Here is a 12844-nt window from a genome sequence, read left to right on the forward strand (position 1 = left end):
GACACCCAAGACCCAGTAAGTAATAACTGACGTTGAAAAGGCCAATCAATGAAAACGATCAGTAACTAATTGATAAATCGCCGGTAGATAGCCAGCAGTTTGCGCGCCTCGACATCCCAATTCAGCTCCTCGCGCGCCACGGCCGCGCCGCGTGTCAGAGCAGCCAGGCGCGCAGAGTCGCCAAAGAGCTGGTTGACACTGTTGGCAATGGCATCGGGTAAACTCAGGTCTGCCATCACACCGTTACCGTATCGATTGGCAATATCACGAAGAAACGGCAAGTCATTGCTGATAAAAGGCAGTTCGGCAATGGCAAACTCGAACAACTTGTTGGGGCTGCAAAAATAATTATTCTCGTCGACACCGTGGTAGGGAATTATTCCCAGATCGGCATCACAGGTCAGGGCATGTAACTGATCCGAAGGCACTCCTCCATAAAAGAATACCCGACGGGTCAGATCCAATGCGGCAACCTGTTGCTTCAATGCCTCTTCAAACGCCCCATAACCGACAATGACAAGATAAATATCATCATTGAAACGGGAAGCCGCCTTAACGATTCGGTCAATACCACGATGATCCGAAATCCATCCCTGATACAACAGAATCCTGGCGCTCGCAGAAATACCAAAGTGCTCGCGCAACGGGGAGGCCGACAAGACAGGAACTTTGGGGGCCGCATTCATGATGACATGGGGTGCCGGCACGTTATAGCGCTCCCCCATCAGCATGGCGATGTAAGGGTTCACGGTAATTGCCGCATCGACCTGCTTGATGAGTTGCGATTCTTTTTTCTTGTACCGTGCCTGAACCGCGCGCGGTAACTGCACCTGAGCGTAATACAGTTCATGGGCATCATAAATCAACGGCACGTTACGCAGAGCGGCCAGCCTGACAGCGGGGGCCAGCATCGGAAAGTCATGCACGTGCAGAATATCAACCTGATATTCCATCATTCGATCAAGGATGAAAGACTCAAACACGTTCAGAAAAGCCACGCGGTTGGCCCAGGCCCGAAACGCTCGCCAGGCCCAGTGATGAATACTTGAACCCGGCACCAGACTGTAACGTGTCGCCAGTCTGGAAAATCGGGAGTCACTCCAATCGAAAACAAAACGCTCGATCCGGATACCCTCCTGAACATAGGACTCACGCTGCTCGCATTCAAAGCCCGCCAGCAAAGTCACCCGATGTCCCTGATCAACCAGCGTTCTGGCTTCCTGCAAAATGCGTCTGTCGATCATCAGGTGATCGGCGGTAGTCATTAAAATATTCATCAAGGTCAGCCGTTGTTTTTAAAGTTTTCACTGACACTGAGCAGTGTTCAGTTTGCTGGCCAACTTCTCGGGGTCATAAGTGCCAACGCCCACTTGGCCGCCCACAGGTGCACCGTACCCGGTAATACCATTGTAATAAACGTGTGGAGGCGAACTCTCAGAAACGAAGTACATGCCATACTTGAGGCCATTCCAAAGACTGCCTTTATCTTTCTTGAACTCAAGCAATGCGCTTTTGGAGGACTGAACCAGTTGTCCGCTGGCATTGAAGCACAGTGCAACCCAGTCTTTTTCGGTTTCCAGAATCAGTATCGGATGGCCGCCAGACTTGATCGCCCCCAGCGTGTAAAACCCGCTTGCCGACGAATAGACAGTGTGAATGTCTCCCGCTTTTCCTGCAGAAGGCAAGGCCGCCGACCTGATGACATTGGCGCCCTCTACAACACTGGTATAGACAATAACATCCTGGCCGTTCAAGGTCAGGACAACAGGATCCAGCGCGTTGTCGGACAGTAACTTCTCGGGCGCCGACCAGGTCAAGCCCGTGTCACTGACCGCATGATAGATCGCTGTATAGCGACTTGAATCATCACCATCGGCCGCCGAGAAATACAAGTTCAAAACGGTTTTACCGTTAACCGTCGACGGGTAAACAAAAGGAAAAGCATACCCACCTTTAAAAGGCAGCTTGGCTTCATCAAAAATATTGCCCTGTTTGACAAAGTCATCTCCCGCTGTGGCCACTGCCAGCTTTATCCGCCAGCGGCCGTCATCCCCGTACGCCGAATACAGAAGCCCTTTGCCCTCGCCCAGGCTATAAACCGTTGGGTACTCTACATGCAGGGATTCATCTGACGCGGGTTGAATTCTGATAACAGGTTCAACCTGCCAGGTAAAAATATTGTCTCGTTCACCTCCCTGCCAAAAATAACCCAGTCCGATTGCAGCCATCACGGACATCGCCAGAATCACAGGAATACTGTACTTTTTCATGAGTTTCTCAATAACACGACGAACAGGTCTGGAGGGGGTCACAGTCGATGCCCCACTCGCAATCCCGAATAAATAGCGATCAGTCTTTTCGCAACACTGGGCGCTGAAAACCTCAACTCGGTAACTTGCCGGATGACGCGTCCATCGAACCCATCACGTTGAATCGCCATCTCCAGCATGCCAGCAGCCAGGGCATCGACTGATTTGTCGACGATTCGTCCCAGTTGTGGATGCGTCACAATGTCTTCGGGTCCGCCACAGCTGGACGTCAGCACAGGCCGGCCACAGCTCATGGCCTCGATTGCGACCACGCCAAACGTCTCGCTCTCACTGGCAATCACCAGAAAATCACAGTCACGATAGTGCCCGACAAGTTGCTCTCGACTCGCGTGCCCGAGGAATTCGACAACCCCCGCAACACCCAACGACTGCGTCAGGCGACGGGCTTCACTCATTCCCTCGCCACTGCCAACAAGGCGCAAGCGCAGCCGGCTCTGTAATTTGAACGCTCGGGCAAACGCCTCAATAAGCACCGGTACACGTTTGACCGGTACAAAGTGTCCAACCCAAAGCATATTAATCAGGCCGTTTTGGGCACGGGGTTGCTCAATGAAAAAACAGGTATCGACAAGATTGGCGATAATGCTCGAATGAACGTCAGGCTTTAGCTGAACCTGGTTTTTGATATCACCCAACAGCGCAGAACTTACGGCAATCACACGGTCTGCGGCATTCAATGCCTTTTGCGTCATGCGCTTGAGGTAACGCGTTCTCGTCAGCGTCGTAAAAGGCCCCGTGTGCTCAGTAATCACCAAAGGTACATTGAATTTTCCGGCCAGATGACGACCGGCTGTTCCGTCGGTGTATGCGGTATGGGCATGAACCAACTCAAAGGGAAAATCGTCATGCAGCCATTTGGCCTGGCGCATCAAGCCATGCGTGTAGGTGGCCGCATGTGTCTGAAAAGGCAGTGCGCCACTGACGATGTATGGAAACCGGATAACCGGAACACCGTCACGCTCCTCCCATGCCCCTGGAACCTGCGCACGGTAACTATCCAGAGCCTGCTTTATCCGCCTGGGGTTAAGCGTATTTATCCAGAAGGGTTCACCGCTGACAACGCGGGCGTCAACCCCCTGCGCTCGTAAAGCCTTGACCTGTTCGTGAACGAAAATACCGCCGGCAGGATTATAGTCACGCGGGTACATGTGCGACACGACCAGGACTTTTCTACACGTTCCTGCCACCCTCAGGCGGGCTGCCCCCTGATGAATAGCCACGGCATCGACAAGTACCTGATGCCGTTTTTTTTCTTCACTCAAGTCACGGGCAAGCCGTGAACACTCAAGCTTGCGCCTTTCCAGATCAAGCAATACGGCGCCCTTTTCAATCTCAAGACGTGACTGCTCCGACGTGAGACGACGCTGATCAGAGGACATGATTGTGATCCTCTGTCGCTGTTCGTCGATCTGTGTTTCCTTATCTGCCAACAGCAGGCTGAAACGGGCAAAACGCTCTTCGACTCCGGAACGTTTTCTTTCTATCTCATTGGCAAGTTCATTAAGCTCAGCCGCCGATTGCACCGATTCGTTGAGTGTCCTCTCTTTTTCCTGAAAACGAATCTCCAGTTCGGCCCGAGCGGTTTCCAGCGACTCGGTCAGTGCCAATAGCCTGGCAGAATCCTGCCTGATCCGGTCCATGGCAGAATCATCCCCCATACAGCAATCCACCCCACTCAGCCAGTCAGCATGTTCAAGGGTCAGTTGAAATTCGAGGTCTGTACTGGGGTGCAGAATCCGCAAGAGGCAGCCATGCGGCCCGAAGGGTACGATCGGCAATTCAAATGCCGAGCTTTTATTCTCGACCGACACCGTTACATAGTGTGCGCGCACATGGTCGTATACTTCGACAGTCTCGAAATTACCCGACACCAGGCGCAATGCAGCGGGGCGCCTTACAAGTGCCAGGGTGCAATAGCCCGCGCCACTCTGAATACGATAAGCCTGGCACGGATAGTTAACGGGATCGCTACGTTCGATGAGACTGGAAATCTGAAGCCTGTGCGCTTCATCCGGCTCAGGCAACTCCACCATCAGTTCGCTCTTTTCAGCCTGCGCGTCACGCTTGAAAAGCACCAGTATTTCACTGCGCGGCGGTCTTTCGCGGCAACCCTGCGCCACCAGCATGGCCTGGAGAGACTCAAACCGCCGATACACCTTACGGGCACGATCAGATTGCTCTACAGGCCCGCGGCGAGTTGCACACTCAGGGCATACGGCCTCTTCGAACGGATAATCCAGGCCTGAAAGCCGACGGGCCATCCCCACCAGCTCAGGGTCTTCAAAGGTCCAGCACTCACCAGCAAGCCGGACGCTGATCGCGGTGAACTCGGGAGCGAACAGGGAGACCACATCGTCAACGGCATAAGCGCGTTGATGCAAATGAGCATGATAACGATGGCCGCAGGCCGGACAGTCGATACCCGCCGCTTCAAGCAACTCTCGATAAGGCACTGCGATCAGAACATAGCGTGACGATACACGAGCGATCTCTTTCAAGGCCTGCGAATAGACCGCGTCGGGCAAGTGCTCGATGACGTCACTGGACAGCACAAGATCGAACTGTTTGTCTGCAAACGGGATTGCGCACAGGTCTGCCACAAGGGCAGGTCCGTGGAGGTGCCTGACAGCAGACTCGCTGAAATCGCAGCCAATGACATCCCAGTGCGGCAGTAACGCGTTTGTCACGGTCCCGTTGCCACAGCCGGCATCCAGAATGGTCGCCACATCATCGGGAATCAGGGCTATCAGTTCCCGGGCTACCGCCAGTTGCTCGGAGACCGCGTTGCGACTCCAGAGATCCTGCTGAGAAAAATAGCGGATTCCAGCGCTATTGTTCATTCAGCCACCTCCCGACTACTCCAATCGACAGGATGGACCACGACTCCGCGCTCCATAAGCACCTCGCCCGGAGCAACGACGCGAATACGGTACATGCGGTCATGTACATCCAGCGGGCGCTGACCGCTGGCCTGCCCTTGAGTCATTCCCTCGAAAATCCCGATCGAGATAACGTAATCCCCGACACCGATCATCAAGGGATTGAAACAGGCATGCACGACACCTCTGCGACGTTCACGCGTAGCGGCGACAAACGGAGACAGTACCTGTGAGATACACCGTCCATCCATCCCGTAAAGACAGACAATGAACGCCATTGTAGGAATATCTGCCCGGGCGCCCCACTGGATGCGGACATCGAGAAGCTCACCAAAGGAAAAGACCCGACGCGACACCTGTTCCTGATCGAAGAAATCCACCCCATCGATCCAGGCACTGCCTTCACCGTACTCAAACTCGGAACGCGCGCCCGACATCGGGGCCTGTTCATCGACAGGCAAGCGGTCCACGATCCCCAGCGCAAAGTACTGGGTGATCATTTGCTCTTCTTGAACGGCGACGTTCAGCTCACCCAGCGTGGCGTACTCCAGCCCGTCGAATACCTGCAACAACAGACGTTCACCGACAGTGGCACCGCCATGCCTGACAACCACCGAATACTCATCCAGCACTCCCAGGCCAAGGGGAACCTTGATACTGATGGGGGCATGCCGGTACTGACCGCCACACTCCTTGAACTCACGATAACTGATACCCTGAGCATTGATTGCGGGTGGTCCCCAATTCATGTAGCCCTGAGCAGTCAGAAGATGCACACGTTGATTACGATCATCGTCCAGCGCTTCACCGACCAATACGTTGTCGATGAGCTCGCCTTTACGCTCAAGCCGGAGTTCATACACACTCAGTGGGCTGACAGGCGCCGTGTCACTGGCGGTAACGAGACGAAGAATCGATACCCGATCCTGATCCGAGTCGGTCAAGAGTTCACTGACATCGCCCCGACTGAGCTTGAGATTTATTGCCCTGAGCCGCAGCTCTTCCTGCTTGCGAATAGAGGCGGCATAAGACCGACCGATCTCGATGGGATCGCCATCGGCGATAATCCGTCCACGCTCGATCCATATCACCCGGTCGCAGATCATCTGCACGGCCGACATGTCATGCGAGACAAACAGGACCGTAGAGCCCTCGGCGGTCAACGTGCGCATGCGCCTTGCAGACTTTGCTGCAAAGTAGGCATCGCCGGCGCCGAGAATTTCATCGATGATCAGAATTTCCGGGCGGATAGCAGTCGCCGCCGCGAACGCCAGCCGTGAATACATGCCCGAGGAATAGGTTTTGACCGGTTTGTCGATAAATTCATCGAGTTCGGCAAAATCCAGAACGTCTTCCAGAAGCTTCCTGGCCCGCGCGCCCGTGACGCCTTGGTAGGCAAAAGATGACAAGACATTGGCGCGCCCGGTGAACTCAGGATGGAACCCCGTTCCCAGCTCCATTAATGCCTGAACATTACCCGTGACCTTCAAGCGTCCTTCGGTCGGCTGAATCAAGCCGGCGATCAACTTGAGCAAGGTGCTCTTGCCGGCACCGTTGCGCCCGATAAGACCGACCCGCTCACCGGGGTTGATCGTCAACGACAGGTTACGCACGGCCCAGAACTCTTCATACGCAGAACGTGCAATCGGCAATCCCAATGCTTCGATCATTCGATGACGAGGCGAACGGAAGATCCTGTACATCTTGGCTATTGAAGCCAGCTCGATGATGGGCTCAGACATAATCGGAAAACAGCGGTTTAAGGCGAGAGAAAATGAATCCACCGAGACAGAGTGTGCCAATCGATATCATCGAGAAAATGCCCAGCAGCTCCATTTTCACTTCGCCAATGAACGCGGCATCCCGGTACAGCATGATCAGGTAGTACAAAGGGTTGGGGTACATGAAAGGAATGAGTTCCTGCGGGATCATTTCATGCGTGTAGGCAATGGGCGAAACCAGCATCAGGAACAGAATCAGCACGCCCACCATCTGGCTCAGGTCGGGAATGAACACGTTGATCGCCGCCAGAATCCATATAAGCCCAACGGTAAATATGATCTGCAGAATCAAGATGAGCGGGATCAACAACTGGGTCGAATGCACAATGCCGCGGGACCACAAGATGCATAACAGCATGAGCAGGCCGACCAGCATGGTCACACTACTGGCCAATACCGTTTTCACCGGAATCAACTCAATGGGGAATAGCGTATTCTTGACCAGTCCCTTGTTACCCAGTACCGACCCCACACCACTGCCCAATGCTTCGGCAAAGCCGAGGAAAGGCACCAGGCCACAAAAGATCAGCAGCACATAATCAAACGTTCCGAACTGTGCCACACGCACCTTGTAAATCATGGTGTAGACAACGGCATACAGCCCAAGAAACAGCAACGGGTAAATGACGATCCAGGCAGCACCAAACACAGTGCCAATAAAGCGGGTACGGATATCGGTAAGCGTCGTCGCCCAGAGCACATGGTGGTGACGCCAGATCATCGCGATTGGCTTCATGGTGCGACACCTTGCAGGCGCGAAACGATTTTCCCGGCGGCACGGCCATCGCCATAGACGGCGGTGCGCTTCCCGGGCAGCGCATGACGGTCGACGGCAGCTACAATCGCCTCACGATGGGCACCGACCAACTGGTTGAACCCAAGCCGGACTGTTTCAACCCATTCGGTTTCATCGCGCAGCGTTATACATGGCACACCGAAGAAGTACGCTTCTTTCTGGACCCCGCCAGAGTCGGTGAGGATGACACTGGCGGCTTGCTCAAGGGCAATCATGTCCAGAAACGGCAAGGGCTCGACCACGTGCAAGGACGTCAAGTGAGAGGCCAGATCATAATCGTGCAGCAACTTTCGGGTACGAGGGTGCAAAGGCAGGACAACCGGCATTTGCCGGGCAATGTCACTCAGCGCCGCCATGATCTCGGCCAGACGATGAGGGTCGTCGGTGTTTTCTGCACGATGGCAGGTGGCCAAGGCAAATTGACCTGTCTGCACCCCTAGCTGCGCCAGGATCCGGCTTCTGGATCTGGCCCGCTCACGATAGTAGAGCGCCACGTCGTACATGACATCGCCCACATTGGAAACACCCTCTACCCTTCCCTCCCTGGCCAGATTCTCGACAGCCACCGTAGTCGGGCACAGCAACAGGGTCGAGACCCGGTCAGCAACAATCCGGTTGATCTCTTCAGGCATGCGCCTGTTGAACGAGCGCAAGCCCGCCTCGACATGCGCCACCGGAATATTCAGTTTGGCCGCCGCCAGCGCCCCGGCCAGCGTGGAGTTGGTATCGCCGTAGACCAGCACCCAGTCCGGGCGCTCGTCGAGCAGGATGCGCTCGATGCCTTCGAGCATCCGCCCGGTCATCTCGCCATGCCCCCCGCCACACACTTCCAGGTTGTACCTGGGCACGGGAATGTTCAGCTCATCGAAGAACACCTGGGACATGTTTTCATCGTAGTGCTGGCCGGTATGCACCATCACTTCCTGGATACGCCCGGAGTGCCTGAGCATTTCTCTGGACACGGCAGACGCCTTGATAAATTGCGGACGGGCACCGACGACCGTCAGGACTTTGCAGGTCATGGGTGAATACTCGCTTTCAATGCATTGACGATGTACACCTGGATCGACTCATCCAGATAGGGATGCATCGGCAGGCTGATGACCTCATTGGCCATTTGATCGCCGACCGGCAGATGCGCCGACGGGTCTGCCACGGCAGGCTGGCGGTTCAGCGGAATCGGGTAATGCACCGCCGTCGGAATCCCGGCATCGCTCAAAGCCTGGCGGACCGTGTCACGCTCGGCGACGCGTAGCGTGTACTGCGCCCAGGCGCTGGTATTAGCGATCTCGATCAGCGGTGTGGTGTAAATCCCCACCGCCTGCAGCAATGCGTTGTAGCGATCGGCAACGATCTGGCGCCGCTCGAGTTCTTCGCTGAAGATTTCAAGCTTGGGTAACAGGATGGCCGCCTGCAACGTGTCGAGCCGGCTGTTCACGCCGACCCGGATATGGTGGTAATGCGCGCTTTGGCCATGGCGGGCAATCTGGCGCAACACCACAGCCAGTTCGTCGTCATTGGTGAACAACGCACCGCCATCGCCATAGCCCCCCAAGGGCTTGCTGGGGAAAAAGCTGGTGCAGGCGATGCGGGTCAGGCCGCAGGAGCGGCGCCCGTTATAGGTGGCACCGAAGCTTTGCGCCGCATCCTCGATCACCGTGATGCCGTGCCGGTCGGCAATGGCATTGATGCGCTTGAAATCCGCGCACTGGCCAAACAATGACACCGGAATAACGGCCTTGGTACGCGGTGTAATGGCTGCTTCCAGCAGCGCGGGGTCCAGGGTGTAAGTGAACGGGTCGATGTCCACGTACACAGGTTTTGCCCCGAGCAAGGCCACGGTTTCGGCGGTGGCAATGTAGCTGAACCCCGGAGTGATCACTTCATCACCCGGCCCGACACCGATGGCCATCAAGGCAATCTGCAAGGCATCGGTACCATTGGCCACGCTGATGCAGTGTTTGACACCGACAAAAGCGCTGAGTCGGTCTTCCAGCTCCGCGACTTCCGGGCCAAGGATGTACTGACCATGCGCCAGAACCCTTTCGATACCGGCCGTGATACGTTGCTTGAGGCGCGCCTGCTGGGTTTTGAGATCAATGAACTCGATCATGCGCCGCCTCCTTGGTCACGATCCGGCCTTGCAGGCGATAACCTGTGCCAGTGTGTTCGCAACGGGTGATGCCCTCGCCCTCCAGAGGCAGATCCAGTTGCTCGCCGAACTCGCTCATCCAGCCAATCTGTCGCCCTGGTACCCCCACCACCAGCGCATAGGCCGCAACATCCCGGTTGACCACTGCGCCCGCACCGACAAACGCGAATTCACCAATGGTCACGCCACAGACGATGGTGCAATTGGCCCCCAGCGTGGCGCCCTTGCCAACCAGCGTGCTGCGATACTCGGCCTTGCGCTCGATCAGCGCGCGCGGGTTATGGACATTGGTAAACACCATGCTGGGGCCGCAGAACACCCCGTCACCCAGCGTGACATCGTCGTAGACCGAGACATTGTTCTGGATCTTGACCCCGTCGCCGATCACCACCCGGTTGCCGACGAATACGTTCTGCCCCAGCGAGCAGTCCTTGCCGATCCTGGCCCCGGCACACACGTGCACGAAGTGCCAGACCCGGCTGCCTTCACCGATTTGCGCGCCTTCATCGACAATGGCGCTGCCATGAACCTGAAAAGTCATCATTACCTCAGCGCAACAGACGGGTCAGAAATGGATGGCCTTCACCGTCGCGAGCCACCACTGGCGCCATGCCACGAATCGTCTCGACGGTCTCGACACAGTGGCGGGCATCCTCGATGCCGTAGCCCCTGCCATCGAGGATCGCCTGATAGCTGGCGGTGTGCAGGTCGGTGAAGCCTTCGGAGAACTCGATTTCCTGGCCGTCGACGCTGATCGAGCGCCATGTGGACTGGCGTCCCTTGACCGTGTCGGGCAGGTCATTGGCATCGATCGACAGGAACCAGCGTACCCGGGCGTTCTCGTACTCCAGGTAACCGGCCGCCTTGTACGGGTCGGCAAAGTGCACAACATTGCGTTGCAGCTTGCCGAAGATGAAATGCAGCATGTCGTAGAAATGCACACCGATATTGGTGGCCACCCCGAACGATTTGCGCGGGTCGCCCTTCCAGCTCTGCATGTACCATTTGCCGCGCGAGGTGATGTAGGTCAGGTCGACCTCATGCTTGTGTGCAGCACCATGCCTTGCCCGTGCTTTCAGGTCGATGATCGACGGGTGATGGCGCAGTTGCAGGATGTTCCACAGCCGGCGGCCGGTTTCCTGTTCGGTTCGCGTCAGGTCATCGAGCTGGTGAGCACTCGGCACCAGCGGCTTTTCACAGACCACATCGCAGCCCAGCCGCAGTCCCGCACCGATATGCGCGTGATGCAGGTAATTGGGGCTGCACACCGAGACGAAATCCAGCGCCTTGCCAGGCTGTCGCTTCAGCGACCAGGCATGGTCGTAGAAGTGCTCGAACTCGGTGAAGAACTCGCTCCCGGGCGACAGGCTGTCGATGATTCCCACCGAGTCATTGATATCAAAGGCACTGACCAACTGGTTGCCAGTCTCCTTGATGGCACGCATGTGCCGGGGAGCGATGTAGCCGGCAGCACCCAGCAGAGCAAAACGTTGCATAGACAACTCCAGATGACAGCCGTATCAGGCTTTGACGATGTGAGCTTCGGGCTGGCGGTATCGGCCACGACTGTCGACCAGCAGGCGTGAGTGCAGACGAATCAGCTCATAGTCGAAACGGGCATGATCGGTAGCCAGCAGCACAGCATCGAAAGACGCCAGGTTGTCTGCGGTCAGCGGCTCGCTGCACAGGTCGAAACGGTGCTCGCGCATTTTTGGAAAGGACGGCACATGCGGATCGCTGTAAGCGACCACGCCGCCTTTGGCCTCGATCAACTCCATGATTTCGACGGAGGGCGACTCGCGCATGTCGTCGACGTTCTTCTTGTAGGCGATGCCCAGAATCAGCACGTGACAGCCCTTGAGCGCCTTGCCACGCTGATTGAGGCCATCCATGAGCTTGCCGACCACGTATTCGGGCATCGCCCGGTTCACCTCACCCGACAGCTCGATGAAACGAGTGTGCAGCCCGTATTCGCGGGCCTTCCAGGTCAGATAGAAAGGGTCGATGGGAATGCAGTGCCCTCCCAGACCGGGGCCTGGGTAATACGCGGTGAAACCGAAGGGTTTGGTGGCGGCGGCATCGACCACTTCGAAGATGTCGATACCCATGCGGTCGGCAACGACTTTCATTTCGTTGACCAGGCCAATATTGACGGCGCGATGGATGTTCTCCAGCAACTTGGTCATCTCGGCCGCTTTGGTGGAGCTGACCGGCACCACCTGATCGATCACCTGTTCGTAAAGCGCAACCCCCACTTCCAGGCAGTGCGGGGTATGCCCGCCAATCACCTTGGGAATGGTCTGCGTCTGGAAATCGGGATTGCCTGGGTCTTCACGCTCCGGCGAATAGACCAGAAAAATGGACTCGCCAACGGTCAGGCTACCCGCTTGCATGCGCGGTAACAGCTCTTCTTCAGTGGTGCCGGGATACGTGGTGCTTTCAAGCGAGACGATCTGGCCTTCACGTAGCCAGGGCCTGATCGCCTCGATCGTATCGATCACAAAGCTCAGGTCCGGCTCACGGTATTTGTTCAGTGGCGTCGGCACACACAGAATCAATGCATCGCATTGCGCGGCACGGGAAAAGTCCGCAGTGGCCTCGAACCCTGAAGCGCAAGCCCTGGTAATGGCGGCGCACGGTATATGTTCGATATAACTTGAACCACCGTTAAGTGTTTCAACTTTGAACGTGTCGATATCGATTCCCATAACACGATAACCCACAGCGTTATAGCGAAGCATAAGAGGCAAACCGACATAACCAAGGCCGACAATACCAATCAATGCTTCCTTGGACTTGAGCCGGCCCAGAACACTACTACGACACGTCACTGCCAATACCTTTCTTAAATCAAAAGAACACCACCCCGCTGCAAAAAACTGCACACAGGAGAACTTTACAATGGC

General features: G+C 56.1%; 10 protein-coding genes. All 10 read right to left on the reverse strand.

The annotated features are described in order from the left end of the window. Positions 1–65 precede the first annotated feature (65 nt). The 10 genes from ACYP2A_RS28365 to wbpA are packed head-to-tail and all read right to left on the reverse strand — an operon-like array spanning position 66 to position 12769. A complete protein-coding gene (locus tag ACYP2A_RS28365; RefSeq protein WP_459749239.1) occupies positions 66–1265 on the reverse strand; it encodes a glycosyltransferase in 1200 nt (399 codons plus the stop codon). 39 nt (positions 1266–1304) lie between these two features. Continuing rightward, positions 1305–2270 carry a hypothetical protein gene (locus ACYP2A_RS28370; protein WP_459749240.1) on the reverse strand — a complete coding sequence of 322 codons (966 nt, stop codon included), beginning with the start codon at positions 2268–2270 and terminating at the stop codon, positions 1305–1307. Between the two features lie 38 nt (positions 2271–2308). Further along, positions 2309–5170: a glycosyltransferase gene (locus tag ACYP2A_RS28375; protein WP_459749241.1), complete on the reverse strand. Its 2862-nt coding sequence runs from the start codon at positions 5168–5170 to the stop codon at positions 2309–2311. Continuing rightward, positions 5167–6951 carry an ABC transporter ATP-binding protein gene (locus tag ACYP2A_RS28380; protein WP_459749242.1) on the reverse strand — a complete coding sequence of 595 codons (1785 nt, stop codon included), beginning with the start codon at positions 6949–6951 and terminating at the stop codon, positions 5167–5169. The genes ACYP2A_RS28375 and ACYP2A_RS28380 overlap by 4 nt, the downstream gene beginning before the upstream one ends. Beyond that, positions 6944–7726, reverse strand: a complete 783-nt coding sequence (locus tag ACYP2A_RS28385; protein ID WP_459749243.1) for an ABC transporter permease — start codon at positions 7724–7726, stop codon at positions 6944–6946. The genes ACYP2A_RS28380 and ACYP2A_RS28385 overlap by 8 nt, the downstream gene beginning before the upstream one ends. Further along, positions 7723–8808 carry a non-hydrolyzing UDP-N-acetylglucosamine 2-epimerase gene (gene wecB / locus ACYP2A_RS28390; protein ID WP_459749244.1) on the reverse strand — a complete coding sequence of 362 codons (1086 nt, stop codon included), beginning with the start codon at positions 8806–8808 and terminating at the stop codon, positions 7723–7725. Before wecB ends, ACYP2A_RS28385 begins: the two co-directional genes overlap by 4 nt. Beyond that, positions 8805–9899, reverse strand: a complete 1095-nt coding sequence (locus tag ACYP2A_RS28395; RefSeq protein ID WP_459749245.1) for a DegT/DnrJ/EryC1/StrS family aminotransferase — start codon at positions 9897–9899, stop codon at positions 8805–8807. Before ACYP2A_RS28395 ends, wecB begins: the two co-directional genes overlap by 4 nt. Continuing rightward, positions 9883–10479 (reverse strand): acyltransferase, encoded by a 597-nt coding sequence (locus ACYP2A_RS28400; protein WP_459749246.1) that lies wholly within the window; start codon positions 10477–10479, stop codon positions 9883–9885. Before ACYP2A_RS28400 ends, ACYP2A_RS28395 begins: the two co-directional genes overlap by 17 nt. 7 nt (positions 10480–10486) lie before the next feature. Then, on the reverse strand, positions 10487–11434 hold the full coding sequence (locus ACYP2A_RS28405) for a Gfo/Idh/MocA family protein (protein ID WP_459749247.1): 948 nt from the start codon (positions 11432–11434) through the stop codon (positions 10487–10489). Positions 11435–11458: 24 nt separating this feature from the next. Next, positions 11459–12769 carry a UDP-N-acetyl-D-glucosamine 6-dehydrogenase gene (wbpA, locus tag ACYP2A_RS28410; protein ID WP_459749248.1) on the reverse strand — a complete coding sequence of 437 codons (1311 nt, stop codon included), beginning with the start codon at positions 12767–12769 and terminating at the stop codon, positions 11459–11461. Positions 12770–12844: the final 75 nt, after the last annotated feature.

It is taken from the genome of Pseudomonas sp. 3A(2025) (assembly GCF_054589175.1).

What these genes read in the sequence shown, in the direction of transcription:
- ACYP2A_RS28365 (WP_459749239.1), bottom strand. Translation starts at nt 1,265, where the DNA reads ATGACTACCGCCGATCACCTGATGATCGACAGACGCATTTTGCAGGAA.
- ACYP2A_RS28370 (WP_459749240.1), bottom strand. Translation starts at nt 2,270, where the DNA reads ATGAAAAAGTACAGTATTCCTGTGATTCTGGCGATGTCCGTGATGGCT.
- ACYP2A_RS28375 (WP_459749241.1), bottom strand. Translation starts at nt 5,170, where the DNA reads ATGAACAATAGCGCTGGAATCCGCTATTTTTCTCAGCAGGATCTCTGG.
- ACYP2A_RS28380 (WP_459749242.1), bottom strand. Translation starts at nt 6,951, where the DNA reads ATGTCTGAGCCCATCATCGAGCTGGCTTCAATAGCCAAGATGTACAGG.
- ACYP2A_RS28385 (WP_459749243.1), bottom strand. Translation starts at nt 7,726, where the DNA reads ATGAAGCCAATCGCGATGATCTGGCGTCACCACCATGTGCTCTGGGCG.
- wecB (WP_459749244.1), bottom strand. Translation starts at nt 8,808, where the DNA reads ATGACCTGCAAAGTCCTGACGGTCGTCGGTGCCCGTCCGCAATTTATC.
- ACYP2A_RS28395 (WP_459749245.1), bottom strand. Translation starts at nt 9,899, where the DNA reads ATGATCGAGTTCATTGATCTCAAAACCCAGCAGGCGCGCCTCAAGCAA.
- ACYP2A_RS28400 (WP_459749246.1), bottom strand. Translation starts at nt 10,479, where the DNA reads ATGACTTTTCAGGTTCATGGCAGCGCCATTGTCGATGAAGGCGCGCAA.
- ACYP2A_RS28405 (WP_459749247.1), bottom strand. Translation starts at nt 11,434, where the DNA reads ATGCAACGTTTTGCTCTGCTGGGTGCTGCCGGCTACATCGCTCCCCGG.